The sequence below is a fragment of the Novimethylophilus kurashikiensis genome (assembly GCF_003112435.1).
In the GTDB taxonomy this organism is placed as follows: Bacteria; Pseudomonadota; Gammaproteobacteria; order Burkholderiales; family Methylophilaceae; genus Novimethylophilus; species Novimethylophilus kurashikiensis.
Genome location: NZ_BDOQ01000003.1, coordinates 697,314 through 717,312 on the forward strand (window position 1 = coordinate 697,314; position 19,999 = coordinate 717,312).

The following is a 19,999-nucleotide window of genomic DNA, read 5'->3' on the forward strand; positions in this document are numbered from 1 at the left end:
CACTACCAGAATTCCTTGAAACAGAACGCCAACCCATGCAGGTTGGCGTTTTTGTTTTTATCGGATCAAATCCCGCCTGTGGTCCAATTGTTCTTTTTAGGCTAAATTGCTCTTGATCAAGAGCATGGCCGCTTCCCGTGCGAACCCCAGTGATTTTCCTGCTCGGTTTAATTGCTCCGACAGGATCGCCCCTTCGATCAGCATTGATAGCTGCTGTCCCAAAGTCTCTGGCGATTTTGCGCCAGCCTCGTTTGCCAGGTCAGTCAGATAAGCCTGAAACCCGTTTGCCAGCTCTGCCGAAAGCTTATTGATGGGGCTGTCGGGCTGAGGGAACTCGGCGCTGGCGCCCATGAAGGGCAGGCCATGAGATTCGGGCGACCGTATCCACTCCTCAATACAGTCGAAAAGTCTGTTCAACTTGTCGGATGGGTCTTTGCTTTCCTTGTTGAGGCGCTCCGTCAGCCAGTCGCAAAATTCCCTAGTACGTAATGCAATGATTTCCATCACCAAGTCTTCCTTGGTGCGGAAATATTTATACAGCGTCACTTTGGAGATATCCGCAGTGGCGGCAATTGTGTCTACCCCTGTGGCGTTGATCCCGCGCGTCTTAAAGAGATCGGACGCCGTCGCGATGATGTGCTCCCGCATGCTTGGTTTCATCGAAATCGCACCTCAAAAAAATGCTTGCATCGTTGTGAACAGGTCTGTACAGTATGAACAGGTCTGTTCACAACAGATCATCTCACAACGGTTAAGGAAAGTCCATGAAGCTTGTTGTTTGCACGATGCGGCGATATGCACCCAACCCACATTCATGCGGAAACAGCGGCGGCTTGGACATTGCCGAGGCGTTGGAGAAGAACGTCGCGGAGCAAGGGTTGTCGGTGGGGATAGAACGCATTCCCTGCCTGAGCTTGTGCCAGAAAGGCCCCAATGTGCAGTTGCAGCCGGAAGGCAAGAACTGGCATGGGGCCAGTTGTCGGGATGTAGAAGAAATCGTGGCGTACACAAGCGCCGTCATCAATAAGACAAATGGGGAGTGAATGATCATGGAAATTTTGCTGAAAGCCGGTGTTTTTCTGGTGATGTGTTCGTTGACTTGTGCCTGGTTGGGCACGTTTGCGCGGTGGTTCCCGATCAAGGGGCTGGATGGGGGCTTGATCAAGGATTATGGCCTGCTGGTCAAGGCGCACATTGATTACATCTTGATGGCGATTCTTAACCTCGGGTTCTTTTCGGTTGCAAAAGCATCGGGGATCGCCTTGCCGGTGGAGGCTTGCTGGCTCATTGCAATCGGCGGGTTCACCAACCCCACTGTATTCACCATCGCCATGCTGAAGCCGGATTTCTGGCAGTACCTATGGGCCAAGGTTTATACCGCGGCAACTTTTGTGGTTTCGACGGTTGGATTCGTCTGGGCCGGGCACGCGCTTTGGACGGGGGCCTAAGTCCGATTAAAGCTGCATGGCGGCCGGCGCGTAGGAGCAATCCACTTTCTTGTAGAGCTGACGCACTTCGTCGAGGTTGCTGGCTGTCGCATTAAGCCTGTCGATGTTCACGACGCCATCAAGAAATAACGCGCGCTGGTCCGCCGACAACATGAGCGCTTGAGGATACGAGCATTGCCCGGTCTGGAGTTTGTCGTGAAGTTGATAAATCGCAGCCAGCTGGTCAGGGCGCGAAGAAGCGAGAACGACATCCTGAAGGGAAGCAGCGATATGAGATTGTGTCACAGCTGGTTCCTGCGGCATCGAGACTGGCAAGAGCGTTAGCGCGCCGACCATCACGGCAAGCAGGCCAAAGGATGCGGCAGCAAGAGCGTGCGATTTGCCGAATCGAGCCGGTGCTTGAGCGGCCGAGACCATGACGGCCGCCGCTTCGCCAGCTCGTTCCAAGGCTTTATTGCCGGGATTGCGCAGTTCGTCGTTAAGCGCGCCAAGGAGGAGAAAATGCAATTGGAAAGCCAACTTCTCGGGATCGGAGAGCCCGGCATCGCTTACCAGGGAATGGATAAAAGCCTGGAGTTCGTTGCGAGCGGCAGCATCGAGATCGCTCAACTGCGGGCGGATACCCGGAGCATCCATCCAATCCTGAAGAATGGCGAACAGGTTGACGATACGGGTAGCGGGTGTAGCGCTGGATTTGCCGACCATCCGCTTCAACCAATCTGATGTGAATACGTGCATGACTCCATCCGACTCAATCAAAAACAACGCCTCATTATAGGCACAGGAAACCCAGATGATCACTATAGGCATGAATTATCACGTCATACCCGGCAAGGAAGTGCAGTTCGAAAATGCTTTCGACGGCGTTGCGGCCGCACTTTCGAACGCAGAAGGGCATGAAGAGTCCAAGCTCTACCGCGAAAGCAAGGAACCCAACAAGTACCTGATTATTTCGAAATGGAAAGACCAATCGGCATTCAACGCCTTTGTCGCATCGACCGCATTCCGTAACGTGACCCACTGGGCTTCCAGCGAAATCCTGATGGGTCGTCCCAGCCATCAAATGTATTAGCCGTCATTACGACCAATTTCGACGACAAAATTCGGAGAGAAAACTTATGAGTACCGCTATCGCAGAAAACCAGCTTGCAGACTGGAGACAGCGCTCCCTCAAGCTGGAAAGCGAAGTCAAGAAGGTCATTGTCGGTCAGGACAAGGCTATACGCCTCATGAACATCGCCATCTTTGCACGCGGCCATGTTCTGCTCGAAGGCGGCGTCGGCGTGGGCAAAACCACGTTGTTGCAATCGATCACACGGGGCATCGGCGGGGCGTACGAGCGGATCGAAGGTACGGTGGATCTCATGCCTAACGACTTGGTCTATCACACTTACCTGGGCGATGACGGCAAGCCCAAGATCGACGAAGGCCCGCTGCTGCGCGCTGGCGAAAATCTCTCCGTCTTTTTCTTCAACGAAATCAACCGGGCAAGGCCGCAAGTCCACGCGTTGATGTTGCGCGTCATGGCAGAGCGCCACCTCTATGCATTCAAACGCGAATATCGGCTGCCGCACATGGTGGTGTTCGCGGACCGTAACCAGGTGGAAAAGAACGAGACGTTCGAAATCCCGTCGGCAGCACGCGACCGCTTCATGATGGAAATTCCCATCGATATTCCTGAAGATCGCGAGCTTAAAAAAGCGCTGATGTTCAACACCAAGTTCCAGCACGCAGAAAAGCTGACGCAGCAGGTCGAGAGCGGCGTGTTGCAGTTCGACCAGTTGAACGATTTCTCGGACGTCATCCAGGAACACATCAGCGCCAGCGACGTGATCGAGGAGTACGCGCTCGACTTGTGGGAGGCCACGCAAAACCCAGCGCAGTTCGGTATTCGCATGGAGAGCGTGGATGTAGCGCGGTTGATTCAGGCGGGTGCAAGTCCTCGCGGCATGGGAATGCTGCTCAAGGCCGCACGCGTTCACGCCTGGCTGATGAATCGTAATTCACTGTATCCGGAAGACATCCATGCCGTGTTCCACGAGGTGATCGCCCATCGCCTTGCATTCAATGCGATGTACGAGAACCGCCGGACAGCGCTCTCGCGTGAACTGACGGCACATATCCTGGATACGGTCGCAGTACCTTCACGAGCGATGGCGGCATGATTCCGGAGTACTCAAAACCGTTCACCTACGCGGTCTCCTGGAAATCCAGTAGCCAGCATCTGGGCGACCACCGTGGAACGGAGCGCGGCCTGGGCTTCGAATATCGCAGCAATGTACCGCTGGTAGATTACCCCGATCCGCGCCGCCTGGATTTGCGTCAGACATTGCGCGACCCCTACGAACAGATCCAGGTCAGGTTGTACAACCAGGACAACACCACACCGGTCTATGCCGTATGCGACCTGTCCGGCTCCATGCAGTACAAGGGTCAACAGCGCAAACTCGATAAAGCCAGGGAAATTGCCGCGTCGGTGGCATTGTCGGCCTTCAATATGGGTGACGTATTCAGCTTTATCGCCTATGACAGTGAAGTACTCGAGGATTACACGCTGCCCTTGAGCCATCACCTGCATCAAGCGATGGAGGTGATCGACGCATTGAAAGAGCATTCCCATCGACGCGTAGGCGGGGAAGGGGTCCTAGAGGTCCCCCAATTTCTCAGCCAGAGCCGTAGCCTGGTGATCTGGATATCGGATTTCCATATGCCGCTGCCGCTGCTGGAACAAGCCCTCAATGCGATGTCGCGCCACCAGATCGTGCCGGTCGTGTTGTGGGATGCCAAGGAATACCGCCAGCTTCCCAAGTTCGGGTTCGGCACCATGATCGATCCCGAATCGGGCGAGAACCGGACGGTATTTTTCCGGCAGGCACTGCGCGAGAAGTTCCTCGCGGCATTCGAAGCGCGCCGCGAGGCGTTGAAAGAAGTATTCCTCAGATTCGACTGCCCACCGCTTTTCATGGAAGCCGGTTATTCAGCGGACATCATGTCGGCCTATTTCGAACAATACGCAAGCTTATGAAAACACATCCTTCAATATTGCTCCTGACGGGAGCCTTGCTGCTAGGCAGCCTGCATGCGCAGGCCCAAGAGAGCGTAGCCCAGGATGCCGATGCCAAAATATCGGCCATTGCGAACCCGAAGCAGAGCAACGGGATTCATATCGGCGATGTGCTCAAGCGCAGCATCGTCATCGACGTCAAATCGCCCTATCAGCTCAGTAAAAACACGTATCCAGTGAAAGGCACGGTGCGGAATGGCATTGAGCTGGTGGATGTGAATGTGGCCGCTAAGGCGAAAAATGGGATGACGGAATACCGCATGGACTTGAGTTATCAGGTATTCACGCATGCCAATGCGCCGGTGGTGATGCAATTGCCGAGCGAGCCCTTGTTGCTGAGCGGCGGACCGAAGGCCTTGCATATCGATGTGCCAACGTGGCGGTTCTGGTTCTCGCCACTCGTCAGCGCAAATATCGAGACGGCCAAGGCAAATCTGCAGCCTCAAATCAAGGCCGAGCGCATCGATGTGAACCATCATCGATGGGCATTGCTGGGCTTTGGCGGACTGTTGGCAGGGGCGCTCGTAGCGCTGCTCTATATCAATGCCGATAAGCGCTGGCTGCCATTCATGGGAGGGGCGTTTGCCTTGGCACATAGACGCATCAAGCGGTTGCCGCATGCCGCAGGGGAAGAAAGAAAGGCCTTGCTCTATGTGCATCAGGCCTTTAACCAGACGCACGGCAGCAATCTGTTCGCCCACGACTTGGACGCATTCCTCACCGCACATGGCAGCTTCGCCAGGATGAAGCAAGAAATCGCCGATTTTTTCGAGCGATCCAATCGCGCCTTATTTGCAGCGCCACCAGAGGATGTGGGCGCCTTCATTCGTGAGCTGGCGGTGTTGAGCAAACAATTGCGCAATTGCGAGCGGGGGGTGAGATGACATTGGCACACCCCTGGGCTTTGGTGCTGTTGCCCGCAGCCTTCGTGCCGTTCTGGCTAAAGACGCATCAAGGCCAGATGTATTCATGGCTCGCAGTCATGCCCAAGGATCCCTTTTCTGACTGGGTTAACCTCGCGGTCAAGGCTGCGACCGCGCTGTTGCTGGGATGCATCGTGCTGGCACTGGCGGCGCCGCAAGGGCCGGACCAAAGCGTGCACAAGGTGGGCAAGGGCGCGCAGACGGTATTCGTGGTCGATCGTAGCGTCAGCATGGATCAACCTTTTGCAGGAACGGCGGGGCATGCGGCGGAAATAAAGTCGGCTGCGGCACGGCGGCTTATCACTAAGTTCATCGACTCACGGCCGGACGACATGATGGGCGTAGTGGCCTTCACCAATTCGGCCTTGTACGGCGTGAAGATCACTTCCAACCGCAACGCCATACACTCCGCCATCAATGCGGCGACTAGCGCGGGGATCAATCAGACCAATATCGGTGCGGGTCTGACGGAAGCGGCAGGATTGTTCGATGCGATTGAAAGCACCGGTTCGCGCGCCATCATCTTGCTGTCCGATGGTGCCGGAAAGCTTAGCCCCAGGGTCAAGAAAAAGGTCCGGGAAGCACTGGTGACCAAAGGCTTAAGCCTCTACTGGATCGTGCTGCGCGAGCCCAATGACATCAGCATCTTCAACAAGGACAACCATTTCGATGAAGGCTCCGAGCCGCCCGCTATCGAACTCGACAATTTCTTCAAGTCGATCAAGGTCAAGTATCACGCCTACGAGGCCGACAATCCGCTCGCGCTGCAAACCGCGATCCAGGACATCGATTCGCGCGAGAAAAACCTCATCCAGTACACCGTTACGATGCCGGGGCGCGATTATTCCAAAGGTTTGATCATGCTCGCCCTCGCGCTGGGCATCGTCATCCTCATCGTCAAGAATCTAAGGGTGCATTCATGGGAAACCGCATAACACGCATCAATTTTGCGCTGGCCTTGTTGGCAGCGATTGGAGCAATAGGCACGGGTTACGAAGGCTATCAATGCTGGAAGATCGTTGGCATCAATGCCCGTTTGGAGGCAGGCCGGACGATCGAGGACGAGGCTTATCCTTACCAGAGGAAATTCGCTTCCGCCTACCTACAGGGTAAGGCCAACGATTACAAGCATGCGGTGCAGAGCTACAGCCAGTTATTGGAAATGTCGCCCAGCCCGGCCCAGCAGGCAAGTATCCAATACAACATCGGCAATAATCTGTTTCTTTCGGGTTTGCAGCGGCGACCAAACGATGACGGCTCACTCAAGGACGAAGCCAAGTACGACTTCTCGCAAGCCAGGATCGCCTATGAGCAAGCCTTGCGCATGAATCCCGATCTGCAGGCGGCCAAGTTCAACCTGAGTTTGCTGCTCTCCGCCATGCCCGCCAACATGAAACCAGCTCCCAAGGATCAATCCGGCGTGGAGCTCAGCAACCTGCCCATCGGCCTGCCATGAAAAAGACGATTGCACTCTTGAAGGAGCATCACGAAACGGTGTTGCTCGCGTCCGCCTTGCTGTTCCTGCTGCTGGCGCTGCTGAAACCCCAGGTTCAGTTGAAACAGGAGGTCCATAACTATTTGATGCTTGCCGACGTCTCGCAAAGCATGAATGCGGAAGACGTGAAGCTCAACGGCCAAACGGTGAGCCGGATGGCCTACACCCGGCACTTGATGAAAAAAGTGGTGGAGACCTCGCCTTGCGGTACCTATTTCAGCGTAGGCGTTTTTGCAGCCGAGAATGTGGCCTTGTTGTTTACGCCGATGGAGGTCTGCGCCAATTACGACGTCATCATGGACTCCATCGATCACTTGGAATGGCGTATGGCATGGCGCGGCAATAGCCGGCTCAGTTTCGGCGTGAAGGCGGCAGCCAGCGTATTCGATTACCTCAACGCGCCGGCGCAGATGTTGTTTTTTACGGACGGCGAAGAAGCGCCCAAGGTCAATGCCATCAACAAGCTCGACCTGAGCGACGTGCAAATCGGCAAGAACATCGTGTTTGTCGGCGTCGGCGGCCATCAGCCCGTGCCAGTGCCGCGCTACAACTCGAGCAACAAATGGGTGGGATTCTGGTCTGCCGATACCAAGGAAAATTCAGCCGGCGCCGTCGGCGTGGAATACAACGACACGAGCAAGGACGAGCCCGATCCTATCGTTGCCTCTGCCGAATTCGACCGCTATCTCTCGCAGCAGGATTCGGATTACCTGAAATCCTTGGCCCAGGAAATTCACGGCAGCTATATCGAAGGCGAGGACAAAGTGGATTTTTATCGCTATGTGCAGGCACAGAAACCGGCCGCAAGCTTTACGGCGCCTTACAACATGCGGTGGTTCTACCTCTCGATCGCAGGCTTGCTGGTACTCCTGACATTCTTGCCGAATGCCATGATGAGATGGAGACCAATGAATTGACTAAGCCATAATTCATTCGCGTCCAGATGTTAGGTGCATGAAAAAGGCCTAAAGCAAAAAGCGTTAGGCCTTTTTTCATCTATTGCGGATGGACATGTTTTGACCGTCCACCCAAGCGATTCCGACTAGATCAAATGCTCCAGCAGGGACGGGCCGAACACTTCGCGGTGCAAGTGCTCAGTGGGAACACCAGCTCGTTGCAGTTCTTCCCACATCAAATTCATGAACGGTTGCGGGCCGCAAAGATATACATCGGCTTGCTGCTTGTCCCATTCTGGAAGAGCCGCCAACTGCATGTATCCTCGCACGGTCTCGGACTCGGCTGCCTCGTCATCCATCGTTTCATAAAACGTCGCCACTCTTAGGTTGGGCATGCGCGTCAGCGCTTCCTTGATATCGGCCTGCAAGGCATGGTGGGAGCGATCACGGGCTGCATGGGCGAAGAGTACGGCTTGCGACGGTTTCGTCAGGGCCAAGTGGTTGAGTACGGAAATCATGGGGGTGATGCCTGCCCCGGCAGACAGCAGGACGAGAGGTTCGTGCGTCCTGGGCGTGGGGTTGAACTCGCCAAAGGGCGCACTGACCGCGATGACATCGCCTATCGTCACATGTTGATGCAACCAGCTGGAAACTTGTCCCGGCGGCGTAATCTTCCCCGCTTCGCGTTTGACCGAGATACGGTAGTACGGGCGTTCCGGTGCATCCGAAAGGCTATATTGGCGTAGCTGGCGCGAGCCATCAGGAAAATCGACGGCGACGCTGACGTATTGCCCGGGAAGGAAGGGCAGCACCGGCTTTCCGTCAGCCGGCTCAAGGTAGAACGAACGGATGAGTTCGCTTTCCTGGCGGATATCGATCACTTTCATCGGCACCAATGCACCGGCATCCAGGGTCGAAGCTTGATACAACTTCTGTTCCTCGGCGATCAGCGCATCGGCGAGCAAACCGTAAGCTTCCGCCCAGGCGTCGATTAACGGTTCGTTGGCGGCTTCGCCCAGCGTTTCCTTGATGGCACGCAACAGATGACGGCCGACGATAGGGTAGTGGTCGGCCCGGATGCCGAGCGAGGCATGCTTGTGCACAATGCGGCTAACCACGGGTGCCAGCGCTTGAGGATTATCGATGTTGGCCGCGTAGGCGAATACTGCCGCCGCGAGTGACTGCTGTTGCGTTCCTTGCGCCTGATTTCCCATGTTAAACAGGTTCTTCAGTTCTGGATGTTCGCCGAGCATGTTGCGGTAGAACGTTTGCGTAATGGCCAAGCCGTGTTCGCGTAACACGGGAACACTGGCTTCGATGTAGGGTTTGGCGCTAGGGGACAGCATCAATCGATCCTCATAATAAGCATTTAAAATGCATGTTTTAAGACAAAAATTAAGAGCGCGTAAACAGCGCTCTTATCCTCAATAAACTAAGTAGCTAAATGAAGCTTCAGGTAGTCGCCATGCATCAGCGATAGAGCATCGCCTGTATTGCCGCCGGTAATGTCGGCCAGCGTGTATTCATCCAATGTGGCAAAAAAAGCGTTCTGCGCTTTAAGTAAGGCTTCGCGCAATCCGCATGATGGTGTCAACCGGCACTGAAGTTGCGCGCAATCGATCAACTCCTTGTCGCTTTCGAGAATACGCATGACGGTCCCTAGCCGGATATCAGCCGCTTGGCGAGCCAGCCTCAAGCCTCCGCTACGGCCACGTATTGCTTCGATATAACCGTGCTTAGCAAGCAGCCCCACCACCTTGGTCAAGTGATTGTGCGGAATCCCGAATTGGCGTGCGACTTCGCCGACGGTAACCGCGGGTGTTTCCCGTTGTTCTCGACTCAAGTACATGAGAAGGCGCAGGGCAATATCGGAAAAGCGCGTGACGTGCATGGCGCTTAGTGTATTAAATATGCATTTATAATGCAACTTTAATTTGGCATTAAATGATGCGGAGGTTGCTCACGATGTATGTGACTGTATTGCAAGAGAATTTAAGGGCTATGAGCTGGTTGAATGGAGACCGAAAGCTACTCGCCGTAGGGGATATGGTGTAAGATGCGCCTCCCGGTGAACAGGGAAATCATTCTTGCGGAGCATGCCATGAAAGGGCGAAGCTGGCGCACTATCGAGAATGGATTACGCGAGTATCAAATGCGACCCTGGTTACCAGATTCAAAAGCCCGACTGGAGACAGTTGGGCTTTTCGTATTCAGCATGTACGCTTGATGGGCTTCGAGTCCGGATGAGGGGGCAACAATGAAAATCGCGATCGCCGGCACAGGATATGTCGGTCTTTCCAACGCTTGTCTTTTTGCGCAGCATCACGAAGTGGTGGCGCTGGATATCGTCGCGGACAAGGTGGCTACGATCAACATTAAAAAGAGCCCGATCGTCGATCACGAGATCGAGGAATTCCTGGCGCATCGCCCCCTGAACCTCCGCGCCACGCTGGACAAGAAGGAAGCCTACGAAGGTGCCGATTTCGTCGTCATCGCCACGCCGACGGATTACGACCCTGATACTAACTACTTCAACACGTCTTCCGTCGAGGCGGTGATTCGCGATGTCATGGCGATCAATCCCAAGGCCGTCATGGTGATCAAGTCGACGGTGCCGGTCGGGTTTACACAGCATGCTCGCCAGGAATACGGTTGCGATAACCTGATCTTTTCGCCCGAATTCCTGCGTGAAGGTAAGGCATTGCACGATAACTTGTACCCCTCGCGTATCGTGGTGGGCGAGCGCACGGAACGCGCCAAGGTGTTTGCTAATCTGCTATTGGAAGGGGCGGTGCAGAAAGACGCCCCCGTATTGTTTGCCGACTCGACGGAAGCAGAAGCCATTAAGCTCTTTTCCAACACCTATCTCGCCATGCGCGTCGCCTATTTCAACGAATTGGATACCTATGCCGCGACGCACGGCCTGGATACCCGCCAGATCATCGACGGCGTCTGCCTCGATCCGCGTATTGGTGCGCACTACAACAATCCTTCGTTCGGCTACGGTGGGTATTGCCTGCCCAAGGACACCAAGCAGTTGCTCGCCAACTACAAGGATGTGCCGCAAAGCCTAATCAAGGCCATCGTCGAGGCCAATACCACGCGCAAGGATTTCATCGCCGACGAGATCATCCGCAAGCAGCCGCGCGTGGTCGGCGTTTATCGCCTCATCATGAAAGCCGGTTCGGACAATTTCCGCGCGTCGAGCATCCAGGGCATCATGAAACGCATCAAGGCCAAGGGGATCGAAGTGATCGTGTATGAGCCGGTGCTCACTGAAGATGATTTCTTTCATTCGCGCGTCGTCAACGACCTGGCCGCTTTCAAGCGTGAATCCGACGTCATCGTAGCCAACCGCATGACAGACGACATCAGCGATGTGGCCGACAAGGTCTACAGCCGCGACTTGTTCGGAAACGACTAAACAGGGAACATAACGCCATGGCTTCCTATACTGAAATCGATGCCGCAACGCTGCACGGCATGCTGGAAAACGACCAGGTGTTGTTGGTCGACGTGCGCAATGACGATGAAGTGATGCGCGGGGTAATTCCAGGTGCCATGCACATGGCGCTGCACTTGCTGCCGATTCGCGCCGGTGAATTGCCGGACGGCGTGCCCATCGTTTTTTATTGCCACAGCGGAATACGCTCGGCACATGCCTGCGCCTTCATGGCCAACCAGGGGCACGAGAATCTTTTCAATCTGCAAGGTGGCGTGCTGGCATGGGGCAAGGCCGGTTACCCGTTTGCAGCGAAGTCTTGACCAGAGAATTAAACCGGATGGAATTCGATAAGGAACTCAACGCACGCGGTCTCAACTGTCCGCTTCCTATCTTGCGCTGCAAGAAGGCGCTAGCCGAAATCGAAGGTGGGCAGGTGTTGAAGGTCATCGCGACGGACCGAGGTTCGGTCAAGGATTTCCAGGCGTTCTGCAAGCAGACCGGACACGAGCTGCTATCGCTCGATGAAGGCGAAAGCGAGTTCACCTTCTTCATCCGCAAGCGCGTCAGCTGATACTGGCGCCCAGCCAGTGGCCGATGAAATAGGTCACCACGCCAGCTACACCCCCGATTGACAGCATTCTCAACCCGCTCCACAAGGCATGGCGCCCGGTGAAAAGCGATAGCGTGGCGCCTACCAGAAACAGTGCCATGCACGACAAGCTGATTGCGATCAGAAGGGGGTGCCGCTGGAAATCCAGCAAATAAGGCACCAGCGGCACCAATCCGCCGAAGGTAAAGGCAAAGAATGACGACAGGGCCGCCAGCCAAGGCGAGCCCAACTCGTCCGGGTTCAAGCCCAATTCCTCGCGAGCAAGGGTGTCCAGTCCCAATTCGGGATCGTCTATCATGCGCTTCGCCAGCGCATACGCCTCGTCCCGTTCCATGCCTCGCGCCTGGTAGATAAGGGCCAGCTCCTCGGTTTCCTCGCGCGGATATTGTGCCAACTCGTCCCGTTCCAGTCCGATCTGGTATTCGAACATTTCGCGCTGGGCGCGCATCGAAATCCATTCGCCTGCCGCCATCGAGAACGCGCCTGCCAGCAAGCCGGCCACCCCGGTCAGCAGGATGGTGCTGCTTGTCCGGGTGGCACCGGCAATCCCCATGACCAAGAGCGCAATAGAGACCAGTCCGTCGTTGACGCCGAACACTGCTGCCCGTAATCCGCCAGAAGCGCCCTTGCCGCGGTGGCTGGCGCCGACGTCATTGACTGAGAGCGGCATGGGATGGCCGCTGGGGCGATAACTGGCATAAACAGAAAGGCCGCGAATCTTCATGGCAGCCAGCACCGGCTTGATCTTGCGGGGGCCGAGGCGGCTGGCGAGCCAAGCTACGACCCGGGCCCGCAGACCGGGCCGATACGTAGTTGGGATGGACAACCCCTGCTTGCGGAGTTCCAGCGTCCACAGTTCCGCTTGCTGGTCGGCCTCATGCGCAAGTTCTAGGAACAACAATTGCCGCGGCGACCCCGATTCGCAGTCGGAGAGGATGCGGTAGAGATAGGCGGAGGTTTTTTCCTCTTTCCAGCTTTCGAATGCGTGCATAGCCGGGCTCCTAGAAAGCGATAGCTTACTGGTTTTTATCGAAACGGCGGAACTGCACGGCCTCGGCGATATGGTCGCTTGAAATATCGGATTTCCCCGCGCAATCGGCAATGGTACGGGCGACTTTGAGAATGCGATGATAAGAGCGCGGCGAAAGATCGAGCTTGCCGATGGCTTGCTTCAGCAAGGCTGCGCCTGCAGCGTCGAGTTGGCAATAGCGTTCGATCTCCTGTGGCGACAAAATGGTGTTGGGCTGCCCCTGCCTGGCCAGTTGGCGTTGTCGAGCATTCACGACGCGGCTCTGGATATCCGAGCTAGGTTCGCCGTCCGCTGCTGCGGTAAGTTCCGATTCAGACAATGCTGGCACTTCGATCCGCATGTCGATGCGGTCCAGCAACGGGCCTGAGATCTTGCCGCGGTAGCGCGCCACCTGATCCGGGGTACATCGGCAGCGGCCATTGGTGTGACCCAAATAGCCGCAAGGACAGGGATTCATCGCCGCGATCAGCTGAAACCTTGCCGGGAACTCGGCTTGCCGCGCGGCGCGCGAAATATGGATGCGACCCGATTCGAGCGGTTCGCGCAATACTTCGAGAACGGGCCGGGCGAACTCGGTCAGTTCGTCGAGGAACAACACGCCGTTGTGTGCGAGTGATATCTCGCCAGGTCTCGGCGTTCCGCCGCCGCCGACCAGCGCCACGCCCGACGCCGTGTGGTGGGGCGCGCGGTAGGGGCGCTGTTTCCAACATTCGACCTTGAATCCGCCAGTCAACGAGAGAATGGCGGCGGACTCCAGGGCCTCCTCATCCGTCATCGGCGGCAAGATGCCGGGGAAACGCGCGGCCAGCATCGACTTGCCTGTCCCCGGCGGACCGGACATCAGCAGGCTATGGTTACCCGCAGCGGCAATCTCAAGCGCGCGTTTGGCGTGGCGCTGGCCTTTGACCTCGCTGAAATCGGGAAAAGACCGGATATCCACCTGTGTCTCAATCTGCTGCAAGGTCAGGGCTTGCTGCCCGGTCAAATGCGCGCAGACTTCCAGTAGCGAACGGGCGGGGTAAATCGTCGCGTCCTTGACCAAGGCAGCTTCCGCAGCGCTTGGCAAAGGCAGCACGAAAGCACGGCCATCGCGGCTGGCCTTGAGCGTCATTGCCAATGCGCCTCGAATGGGACGAAGTTCTCCCGTCAGCGCCAATTCCCCAGCAAATTCGTATTCTTTGAGTTTGTCTGATGGCACCTGGCCTGAGGCCGCGAGAATGCCGAGCGCGATGGGGAGGTCGAAGCGGCCGCTTTCCTTGGGCAAGTCGGCCGGCGCCAAATTGACAGTGATCCGGCGTGCTGGAAATTCGAAGTGAGCGTTTTGCAGGGCAGCGCGGACGCGATCCTTGCTTTCTTTAACCTCGGCTTCGGGTAAGCCGACGATATTGAAATTGGGCAATCCGTTGGCGAGATGGACTTCCACCGTTACCGGCGGCGCGTCCATGCCCGAAAGCCCGCGGCTATGCAGTACGGCCAGTCCCATGGCGACTCCTTTGTTATTGTTGTTGTCGGTACCGAAATTTTTGCATCACGGCTCAACGCAGCCGAGACGGCCGCGTTGCCGCAATGCCTGGCGACTTATTCGCCCTTGCGAGCCTCCAGCTCGGCCACGCGTGCCTCCAGCGCCAGCAATTGTTCGCGGGCTTTTTGCAGTACCTGGGTTTGCGCGTCGAATTCTTCGCGCGTCACCAGGTCGAGCTTGCCGAAAGCGCTTTGCAGCATGGCGCGCATGTTCTTTTCCAGGTCGCCGGCCGGCGTTTCCTGAATCAGGCGGTTGATGCGGTTGCCGATTTCATCTAAAAACTTTGTGTCCAGCATTGTGGCTTTCCTTTTCAAAACGCTAGTTTAACAGTCGCTACTTCCCGCTGCCCAGTCGTGCACCAAAACGCTTCAATCTAGCATTTTTATGGTGCGGAATAGGGCGAGATGACAGTGCCTATCCCCCTTGATCTTCCTCAAGTGATTGATTTTATGAGTCTGGAGTCCTTGGCATGTTCTCTGCTTTAAGTATTACTGTTTTTATTTCCAGTAATACTAACTATCGGGAGAGCTGCAATGATGTCCAAACGACGGTTTTTGAAGCATGCGTTGGTAGGTGTATCCCTGGCGATGTTCGCCAACCTGGGTTGGGCGGGCACGCCGCTCAAGATCGGCTATAGCGATTGGCCGGGCTGGGTAGCATGGCAGGTGGCAATCGAGAAGGGCTGGTTCAAGGAAGCCGGCGTCGACGTGCAGTTCGACTGGTTCGATTATTCCGCGTCCATGGATGCCTTTACCGCGGGCAAGATCGATGCGGTGACTGTAACCAACGGGGATGCGCTGGTGACCGGTGCAGGCGGTGCCAAGAACGTGATGATCCTGCTCACGGATTATTCCAACGGTAACGATATGATTGTCGCCAAGCCCGGCATCAAGAGTCTGAAAGACCTCAAGGGTAAGAAAGTCGGCCTGGAAACTGGTCTGGTCGAGCACCTCTTGCTGCTCAACGGCATGGAAAAAGTCGGCATGAAGGAATCCGACGTCACCATCGTCAACACCAAGACCAACGAAACGCCGCAGGCGCTTGCCGCCGGGGACTTGGCCGCCATCGGCGCCTGGCAGCCCAACTCGGGCGAAGCCATGAAGCGCGTGCCCGGCGCCAAGCCCATCTATACCTCCGCCAACGAGCCGGGACTGATCTACGACGTGTTGACCGTAAGCCCGACGTCACTCGCGAGCCGTCGTGCCGATTGGCAGAAGGTGATCAAGGTGTGGGACAAGGTGGTGACTTACATCAATGATCCCAAGACCCAGCCGGATGCGGTGAAGATCATGTCCGCCCGCGTCGGCCTGAAGCCCGAAGCCTATCTGCCGCTGCTCAAGGGGACCAAGTTGTTGAGTCTGGAAGAAGGCAAGAAGGTGTTCGTCAAGGCCGACGGCTTCAAGTCGCTCTACGGTTCTTCCAAGATCGCCGACAGCTTCAACGTGAAGTACGGCGTCTACAAGCAGCCGCAAGACCTCGGCAAGGCCATCGATCCCACCCTCGCGACCAAGTAAGCAGAAGGAGCAACGGGAATGAGCTTATCCTCTTGGTTTGCAGTCCGCAGGGAGCTGTCGCCGCAGAAGCGCACCCTGCTGGGGGTGGGTTCGTTCCTGCTGCCGCTGTTGATCTGGTGCGTGGTGAGTTACGTGCCGTTCGTCTGGCACCCTATGGTCCAGGTAAGCCAACCGGGCGACGTCGATTATTTCCAGGTCGGCATGCTGGTGGACAAGAACGTCTACCGGGACGAAGTCGCCAACATGCAGGCGCAGCACAAGGCCCTGCCGCAAGGCCAACCGGCCAACCCGATCTACCTGCCGGCGCCGCACGAAGTGGCCAAGGCGTTCTACACCGCGTTTACCACCGAGCCCGAACAGAAAGACGGCCAGTGGTTGCATCAAAGCCTGTGGCACAGCATTCAGATCATCTTCTGGGGATTCGTGGTGTCCTCGCTCATCGGCGTGCCGCTGGGCATTCTGTGCGGCACCTATAGCGCGATTTCCCGCGTCCACGAACCGTTCATCGAATTCTTCCGCTATCTGCCGGCACCGGCGTTCGGCGCACTGGCGGTCGCCATCCTGGGCATCTACGACGGCCCCAAGATCGCGATTATCGTCATCGGCACGCTGTTCCAGCAGGTACTCATCATCGCCAACACCACGCGCAAGCTGGACTACGCCTTGCTGGAGGCCGCCATGACGCTGGGCACCAGCAAGCTCAAATTGCTCATGCATGTGGTGATTCCCGGCATCCTGCCGGAACTCTACCGCGATCAGCGCATCCTGCTGGGCTGGGCGTGGACTTACCTCATCGTCGCCGAACTCATCGGCACCTCGTCGGGCATTACATGGTTCATCACCCAGCAAGCGCGCTACCAGCATTTCGATAACGTCTACGCGGCCATTTTCATCATCGGCTTCATCGGCCTGGGTTGCGACTTGATCCTGGCGTGGCTCGGCAAGCGGTTCTTCCCGTGGGATCGCCCGGCGAACAAGGAATAGGGGAGGAGCTATGAACAACATCGTTAACCTGCCGAGCTACCTCGAACAATCCGATGCGGTGCGTGAACGCTTCGAGCGCATCAAGCAGCGCGAGGTCATCCTCGAAGTGAAAAACCTGGGCAAGACCTACAAGACGGCCAAAGGAGAAGTGACGGCGTTGAAGGACGTCAACTTCAAGACGCACCGCCGCGAATTCGTCTGCATCATCGGGCCGTCCGGCTGTGGCAAATCCACGCTGGCGCGGATCCTGGCCGGGCTGGAATCCCATACTTCGGGTGAAGTGCTGGTGGATGGCAAGCCAGTCAACGGGCCGGGCCGCGACCGCGGCATGGTGTTCCAAGGCTATACCCTGTTTCCATGGCTCAGTGTTCGCCGCAACGTGATGTTCGGGCTGGAGATGAACGGCAGCCTGCGCGAGGAAGCCGCGCGCGAAGCCGATCTCTGGCTGGAACTGGTGGGCCTGGAGAAATTCGCTAATGCCTATCCGCACGAACTCTCAGGCGGCATGAAACAACGCGTGGCGATTGCCCGCGCCCTGGTCAACCAACCGCGCGTGCTGCTGATGGACGAGCCTTTCGGCGCATTGGATGCGCAATCTCGCGCCAAGATGCAGCAGCATCTGCTGGAAATCTGGCGCAATGTCGATATCACCATCGTCTTCATCACGCACGACCTCGACGAGGCCATCTTCCTCGCCGACCGTATTCTGGTGCTCAAGGCGCATCCCGGCGAGGTGCAGGAGCTGATCGAGGTGCCGGTGCCGCGCCCGCGTAGCGCCCAGCAATACGTCAGCCCGGAATTCCTCGCCACCAAGGCGCGGCTGGAATCGCTTATTCATCCGCCTACGCCGCCGGTGGACGAGCAGGCCGAGGCCGTGAAGCCTCGCATGATCCGTTTCGTCAATGTCGAGGACAACGTCGAATGAGTACCCACTGGGCGCATCTCACCTGGGCGGAGCTGCCGGAAAAAATCCGCGCAGCAGGCCATGCCGCAATCCTCCCCATTGGTGCCACCGAGCAGCACGGCCCGCATATGGGCTGCGGGATGGATTACGTACTGGCCGACCTTTTGTGCACCCATGTTTCACATGAAACCGGCGTGCCTATGCTGCCGACCATGCCCTACGGCTGCTCGCTGGGCCACAGCCATCGCTGGCCGGGGACCATTGCGGTACAGCCGATCACGCTGATCAACCTGATCAAGGACATGGGCGACTGGGCTTACCAAAGCGGCATCCGCCGGCTGTTCATCGTCAATACCCACGTCACCAATGCCGCGCCGCTGCGTTGCGCACTGGAAATGCTACGCGCCGAGCACGACGACATGATGGTGGCGGTATTCAATTCGGCCGTCATCAGCCAGCGCGTGCGCGAATTCCATTTCGCCGATGGCGACGACTGGCATGCCAACGATGCAGAAACCTCGCTCATGCTCGCCAAAGCGCCGCACATGGTACGGCCGGAAAAACTGGCCGAAGCCGATGACCCGGACCGTACCGACGGCCTCGTCTTCGCCCACCCGGTGAATCGCACCAGCACCAACGGCGTGACCGGCCAGCCCAGCATTGCCACGGCCGAGAAGGGCGAGCAGTGGTTCCGCTGGATGGTGGAGGACCTTGCCGCGCTGATCAATAAGGGGCTGACCGAAGAGCCGCCCTTGCCGCACTCGTATTTTCACAGCTGTACATCAGGGGACATTGCATGAAGACCAAGGAGCAAATCGCCGCGATCCAGAAGGATCTCGAATCCAAGGGCGTGAAGTACTGCATCGGAGCTTACGTGGACATCCACGGTGTACCAAAAGCCAAGGTCGTGCCCATCGGGCACCTGGAACAGATGGCGGGCGGTTCGGAGCGCTACACCGGCTACGCGCTGGACGGACTCGGCCAGGCGCCGAGCGACGACGAGATCACGTCGATTCCCGATCTCGACCACATCATCCCGCTGCCGTGGGAACCCAAGGTGGCGTGGATGCCGGCGGACAACGGCTTCCAGGGCGAGCTGTATCCGCTCAATACTCGCGTGGCGTTGAAGAACGTGCTGGCGCAAGCGGCTGAAATGGGCTTCGGCATGAACCTGGGTATCGAGTGCGAGATTTACCTGCTAAAACAGGAAGCCGACGGCAAGCTCGCCATCCCCAATCCGGACGACAAGCTGGTGAAGCCTTGCTACGACGTGCGCGGCTTCATGGACAACTTCACCTGGCTGGACAAGATGGCGACCGCCATCAACGATCTCGGCTGGGATTTGTATTCCTTCGACCACGAGGACGGCAACAGCCAGTTCGAGTTCGATTTCATGTATGCCGATGCGCTGACCATGTGCGACCGCTTCACCTTCTTCCGCACCATGGCCAAGCACTACGCCAAGGAAATGGGCCTTCTCGCGACCATGATGCCCAAGCCCTTTGCCGACAAGACCGGCACCGGCGCGCACTTCAATATGTCGCTATACGACCTCAAGACCGGCAAGAACATGTTTGCCTGCGACCCTAAGGACGATCCGCGTGGCTTGGGGCTGACGCCGCTGGGCTACCAGTTCATCGCTGGCGTGCTCAAACACGGCAAGGCGCTGTGCGCGGCATTTGCACCCACGGTCAACAGCTACAAGCGCCTGGTGCGCCGCGGTGCGATGAGCTACTTCAGCTGGGCCCCGGTGTTCAACTCCTACGGCTCCAACAACCGGACCAACTCAGTGCGCGTGCCCATGGGCGGCGGCCGCTGTGAATCGCGCAACGCCGATGGCGCTGTGAATCCCTATCTCGCTGCGACGCTGGTACTGGCCGCAGGCCTGGAAGGCATCCGCGAAGGTTTGGACCCCGGCAAGCCGAACGAGGACAACCTGTACGACCTCAGCGAAGCCGAGCGCCTCGCCCGCGGCATCGAATTCCTGCCGCAAACGCTACAGGAAGCCGTGGCTGCTTTTGCCGCCGACCCCCTGGTGGAAAAGACGCTGGGCAAGGAGCTGCGTGATGAGTTCATCACCTACAAGACGCAGGAATGGGAAACCTATCACTTGAGCGTGAGCCAATGGGAAATCGACCGCTATAGTTATCTCTTTTAGACCGAA

Annotated in this window: 24 protein-coding genes; 17 read left to right on the forward strand and 7 right to left on the reverse strand. The window is 57.1% G+C overall.

The features are described 5' to 3' along the window. Window positions 1-96: 96 nt before the first annotated feature. Window positions 97-648, reverse strand: a complete 552-nt coding sequence (locus tag NMK_RS06890; RefSeq protein ID WP_109014995.1) for a TetR/AcrR family transcriptional regulator — start codon at window positions 646-648, stop codon at window positions 97-99. A 116-nt stretch (window positions 649-764) separates the two neighbouring features. Here NMK_RS06890 and NMK_RS06895 point away from each other — a divergent pair, with 116 nt between their 5' ends. Further along, window positions 765-1,043, forward strand: a complete 279-nt coding sequence (locus NMK_RS06895; protein WP_109014996.1) for a (2Fe-2S) ferredoxin domain-containing protein — start codon at window positions 765-767, stop codon at window positions 1,041-1,043. Then, window positions 1,044-1,448, forward strand: a complete 405-nt coding sequence (locus tag NMK_RS06900) for a hypothetical protein (RefSeq protein ID WP_306419340.1) — start codon at window positions 1,044-1,046, stop codon at window positions 1,446-1,448. It abuts the gene before it with no gap. Between the two features lie 6 nt (window positions 1,449-1,454). Here NMK_RS06900 and NMK_RS06905 read toward each other — a convergent pair whose 3' ends face one another. Then, window positions 1,455-2,186 carry a hypothetical protein gene (locus NMK_RS06905; RefSeq protein ID WP_146187135.1) on the reverse strand — a complete coding sequence of 244 codons (732 nt, stop codon included), beginning with the start codon at window positions 2,184-2,186 and terminating at the stop codon, window positions 1,455-1,457. A 55-nt stretch (window positions 2,187-2,241) separates the two neighbouring features. Between NMK_RS06905 and NMK_RS06910 the strand changes: the two genes are divergently transcribed. Genes NMK_RS06910 through NMK_RS06940 form a run of 7 tightly spaced genes read left to right on the forward strand, consistent with a single transcriptional unit; the run spans window position 2,242 to window position 7,847 of the window. Continuing rightward, on the forward strand, window positions 2,242-2,520 hold the full coding sequence (locus NMK_RS06910; RefSeq protein ID WP_109014998.1) for an antibiotic biosynthesis monooxygenase family protein: 279 nt from the start codon (window positions 2,242-2,244) through the stop codon (window positions 2,518-2,520). Between the two features lie 46 nt (window positions 2,521-2,566). Beyond that, complete coding sequence (locus tag NMK_RS06915) at window positions 2,567-3,613, forward strand: AAA family ATPase (RefSeq protein ID WP_109014999.1); 1,047 nt, start codon at window positions 2,567-2,569, stop codon at window positions 3,611-3,613. Beyond that, complete coding sequence (locus NMK_RS06920; RefSeq protein WP_109015000.1) at window positions 3,610-4,473, forward strand: DUF58 domain-containing protein; 864 nt, start codon at window positions 3,610-3,612, stop codon at window positions 4,471-4,473. The genes NMK_RS06915 and NMK_RS06920 overlap by 4 nt, the downstream gene beginning before the upstream one ends. Then, on the forward strand, window positions 4,470-5,396 hold the full coding sequence (locus NMK_RS06925; protein ID WP_146187136.1) for a nonribosomal peptide synthetase MxaA: 927 nt from the start codon (window positions 4,470-4,472) through the stop codon (window positions 5,394-5,396). The genes NMK_RS06920 and NMK_RS06925 overlap by 4 nt, the downstream gene beginning before the upstream one ends. Continuing rightward, the gene (locus tag NMK_RS06930) at window positions 5,393-6,370 is read left to right on the forward strand and encodes a vWA domain-containing protein (protein WP_109015002.1); all 978 of its coding nucleotides are present in this window, start codon (window positions 5,393-5,395) and stop codon (window positions 6,368-6,370) included. The genes NMK_RS06925 and NMK_RS06930 overlap by 4 nt, the downstream gene beginning before the upstream one ends. Further along, window positions 6,355-6,891 carry a hypothetical protein gene (locus tag NMK_RS06935; protein ID WP_109015003.1) on the forward strand — a complete coding sequence of 179 codons (537 nt, stop codon included), beginning with the start codon at window positions 6,355-6,357 and terminating at the stop codon, window positions 6,889-6,891. Before NMK_RS06930 ends, NMK_RS06935 begins: the two co-directional genes overlap by 16 nt. After that, the gene (locus NMK_RS06940) at window positions 6,888-7,847 is read left to right on the forward strand and encodes a vWA domain-containing protein (protein WP_109015004.1); all 960 of its coding nucleotides are present in this window, start codon (window positions 6,888-6,890) and stop codon (window positions 7,845-7,847) included. The genes NMK_RS06935 and NMK_RS06940 overlap by 4 nt, the downstream gene beginning before the upstream one ends. A gap of 125 nt (window positions 7,848-7,972) precedes the next feature. On the opposite strand, the gene hmpA is transcribed toward NMK_RS06940, so the two are convergent. Both hmpA and NMK_RS06950 read right to left on the reverse strand, forming a co-directional pair. After that, the gene (hmpA, locus tag NMK_RS06945) at window positions 7,973-9,172 is read right to left on the reverse strand and encodes an NO-inducible flavohemoprotein (RefSeq protein ID WP_109015005.1); all 1,200 of its coding nucleotides are present in this window, start codon (window positions 9,170-9,172) and stop codon (window positions 7,973-7,975) included. Window positions 9,173-9,258: 86 nt separating this feature from the next. Then, window positions 9,259-9,717: an RrF2 family transcriptional regulator gene (locus NMK_RS06950; protein ID WP_109015006.1), complete on the reverse strand. Its 459-nt coding sequence runs from the start codon at window positions 9,715-9,717 to the stop codon at window positions 9,259-9,261. Between the two features lie 366 nt (window positions 9,718-10,083). Here NMK_RS06950 and NMK_RS06955 point away from each other — a divergent pair, with 366 nt between their 5' ends. Genes NMK_RS06955 through NMK_RS06965 form a run of 3 tightly spaced genes read left to right on the forward strand, consistent with a single transcriptional unit; the run spans window position 10,084 to window position 11,842 of the window. Beyond that, window positions 10,084-11,250 (forward strand): nucleotide sugar dehydrogenase, encoded by a 1,167-nt coding sequence (locus tag NMK_RS06955; protein ID WP_109015007.1) that lies wholly within the window; start codon window positions 10,084-10,086, stop codon window positions 11,248-11,250. Window positions 11,251-11,267: 17 nt separating this feature from the next. Continuing rightward, window positions 11,268-11,591 (forward strand): rhodanese-like domain-containing protein, encoded by a 324-nt coding sequence (locus tag NMK_RS06960; protein ID WP_109015008.1) that lies wholly within the window; start codon window positions 11,268-11,270, stop codon window positions 11,589-11,591. A gap of 17 nt (window positions 11,592-11,608) precedes the next feature. Further along, window positions 11,609-11,842, forward strand: a complete 234-nt coding sequence (locus NMK_RS06965; RefSeq protein WP_109015009.1) for a sulfurtransferase TusA family protein — start codon at window positions 11,609-11,611, stop codon at window positions 11,840-11,842. Here the strand turns inward: NMK_RS06965 and NMK_RS06970 are convergent. From NMK_RS06970 to NMK_RS06980, 3 genes are all read right to left on the reverse strand, one after another. After that, on the reverse strand, window positions 11,835-12,872 hold the full coding sequence (locus tag NMK_RS06970) for a VIT1/CCC1 transporter family protein (RefSeq protein ID WP_109015010.1): 1,038 nt from the start codon (window positions 12,870-12,872) through the stop codon (window positions 11,835-11,837). The genes NMK_RS06965 and NMK_RS06970 overlap by 8 nt on opposite strands. Before the next feature lie 25 nt (window positions 12,873-12,897). Then, entirely contained in the window at window positions 12,898-14,394 is a 1,497-nt protein-coding gene (locus NMK_RS06975) for a YifB family Mg chelatase-like AAA ATPase (RefSeq protein WP_109015011.1), read from the reverse strand. A 95-nt stretch (window positions 14,395-14,489) separates the two neighbouring features. After that, on the reverse strand, window positions 14,490-14,729 hold the full coding sequence (locus tag NMK_RS06980; protein ID WP_109015012.1) for an accessory factor UbiK family protein: 240 nt from the start codon (window positions 14,727-14,729) through the stop codon (window positions 14,490-14,492). Between the two features lie 291 nt (window positions 14,730-15,020). On the opposite strand from NMK_RS06980, the gene NMK_RS06985 reads away from it, so the two are divergent. The 5 genes from NMK_RS06985 to glnT are packed head-to-tail and all read left to right on the forward strand — an operon-like array spanning window position 15,021 to window position 19,993. Beyond that, window positions 15,021-15,947, forward strand: a complete 927-nt coding sequence (locus tag NMK_RS06985; RefSeq protein WP_227871407.1) for an ABC transporter substrate-binding protein — start codon at window positions 15,021-15,023, stop codon at window positions 15,945-15,947. Window positions 15,948-15,965: 18 nt separating this feature from the next. Continuing rightward, the gene (locus NMK_RS06990; protein ID WP_109015014.1) at window positions 15,966-16,931 is read left to right on the forward strand and encodes an ABC transporter permease; all 966 of its coding nucleotides are present in this window, start codon (window positions 15,966-15,968) and stop codon (window positions 16,929-16,931) included. A 10-nt stretch (window positions 16,932-16,941) separates the two neighbouring features. Next, entirely contained in the window at window positions 16,942-17,856 is a 915-nt protein-coding gene (locus NMK_RS06995) for an ABC transporter ATP-binding protein (protein WP_109015015.1), read from the forward strand. Next, window positions 17,853-18,635, forward strand: a complete 783-nt coding sequence (locus tag NMK_RS07000; protein ID WP_109015016.1) for a creatininase family protein — start codon at window positions 17,853-17,855, stop codon at window positions 18,633-18,635. Before NMK_RS06995 ends, NMK_RS07000 begins: the two co-directional genes overlap by 4 nt. Then, window positions 18,632-19,993, forward strand: a complete 1,362-nt coding sequence (gene glnT, locus NMK_RS07005) for a type III glutamate--ammonia ligase (RefSeq protein WP_109015017.1) — start codon at window positions 18,632-18,634, stop codon at window positions 19,991-19,993. The genes NMK_RS07000 and glnT overlap by 4 nt, the downstream gene beginning before the upstream one ends. The last annotated feature ends 6 nt before the right edge of the window (window positions 19,994-19,999 follow it).

Excerpts from the sequence above, each read along its gene's own strand:
- NMK_RS06890 (WP_109014995.1), bottom strand. The coding sequence starts at position 648 with ATGCGGGAGCACATCATCGCGACGGCGTCCGATCTCTTTAAGACGCGC.
- NMK_RS06895 (WP_109014996.1), top strand. The coding sequence starts at position 765 with ATGAAGCTTGTTGTTTGCACGATGCGGCGATATGCACCCAACCCACAT.
- NMK_RS06900 (WP_306419340.1), top strand. The coding sequence starts at position 1,044 with ATGATCATGGAAATTTTGCTGAAAGCCGGTGTTTTTCTGGTGATGTGT.
- NMK_RS06905 (WP_146187135.1), bottom strand. The coding sequence starts at position 2,186 with ATGCACGTATTCACATCAGATTGGTTGAAGCGGATGGTCGGCAAATCC.
- NMK_RS06910 (WP_109014998.1), top strand. The coding sequence starts at position 2,242 with ATGATCACTATAGGCATGAATTATCACGTCATACCCGGCAAGGAAGTG.
- NMK_RS06915 (WP_109014999.1), top strand. The coding sequence starts at position 2,567 with ATGAGTACCGCTATCGCAGAAAACCAGCTTGCAGACTGGAGACAGCGC.
- NMK_RS06920 (WP_109015000.1), top strand. The coding sequence starts at position 3,610 with ATGATTCCGGAGTACTCAAAACCGTTCACCTACGCGGTCTCCTGGAAA.
- NMK_RS06925 (WP_146187136.1), top strand. The coding sequence starts at position 4,470 with ATGAAAACACATCCTTCAATATTGCTCCTGACGGGAGCCTTGCTGCTA.
- NMK_RS06930 (WP_109015002.1), top strand. The coding sequence starts at position 5,393 with ATGACATTGGCACACCCCTGGGCTTTGGTGCTGTTGCCCGCAGCCTTC.
- NMK_RS06935 (WP_109015003.1), top strand. The coding sequence starts at position 6,355 with ATGGGAAACCGCATAACACGCATCAATTTTGCGCTGGCCTTGTTGGCA.
- NMK_RS06940 (WP_109015004.1), top strand. The coding sequence starts at position 6,888 with ATGAAAAAGACGATTGCACTCTTGAAGGAGCATCACGAAACGGTGTTG.
- hmpA (WP_109015005.1), bottom strand. The coding sequence starts at position 9,172 with ATGCTGTCCCCTAGCGCCAAACCCTACATCGAAGCCAGTGTTCCCGTG.
- NMK_RS06950 (WP_109015006.1), bottom strand. The coding sequence starts at position 9,717 with ATGCACGTCACGCGCTTTTCCGATATTGCCCTGCGCCTTCTCATGTAC.
- NMK_RS06955 (WP_109015007.1), top strand. The coding sequence starts at position 10,084 with ATGAAAATCGCGATCGCCGGCACAGGATATGTCGGTCTTTCCAACGCT.
- NMK_RS06960 (WP_109015008.1), top strand. The coding sequence starts at position 11,268 with ATGGCTTCCTATACTGAAATCGATGCCGCAACGCTGCACGGCATGCTG.
- NMK_RS06965 (WP_109015009.1), top strand. The coding sequence starts at position 11,609 with ATGGAATTCGATAAGGAACTCAACGCACGCGGTCTCAACTGTCCGCTT.
- NMK_RS06970 (WP_109015010.1), bottom strand. The coding sequence starts at position 12,872 with ATGCACGCATTCGAAAGCTGGAAAGAGGAAAAAACCTCCGCCTATCTC.
- NMK_RS06975 (WP_109015011.1), bottom strand. The coding sequence starts at position 14,394 with ATGGGACTGGCCGTACTGCATAGCCGCGGGCTTTCGGGCATGGACGCG.
- NMK_RS06980 (WP_109015012.1), bottom strand. The coding sequence starts at position 14,729 with ATGCTGGACACAAAGTTTTTAGATGAAATCGGCAACCGCATCAACCGC.
- NMK_RS06985 (WP_227871407.1), top strand. The coding sequence starts at position 15,021 with ATGTTCGCCAACCTGGGTTGGGCGGGCACGCCGCTCAAGATCGGCTAT.
- NMK_RS06990 (WP_109015014.1), top strand. The coding sequence starts at position 15,966 with ATGAGCTTATCCTCTTGGTTTGCAGTCCGCAGGGAGCTGTCGCCGCAG.
- NMK_RS06995 (WP_109015015.1), top strand. The coding sequence starts at position 16,942 with ATGAACAACATCGTTAACCTGCCGAGCTACCTCGAACAATCCGATGCG.
- NMK_RS07000 (WP_109015016.1), top strand. The coding sequence starts at position 17,853 with ATGAGTACCCACTGGGCGCATCTCACCTGGGCGGAGCTGCCGGAAAAA.
- glnT (WP_109015017.1), top strand. The coding sequence starts at position 18,632 with ATGAAGACCAAGGAGCAAATCGCCGCGATCCAGAAGGATCTCGAATCC.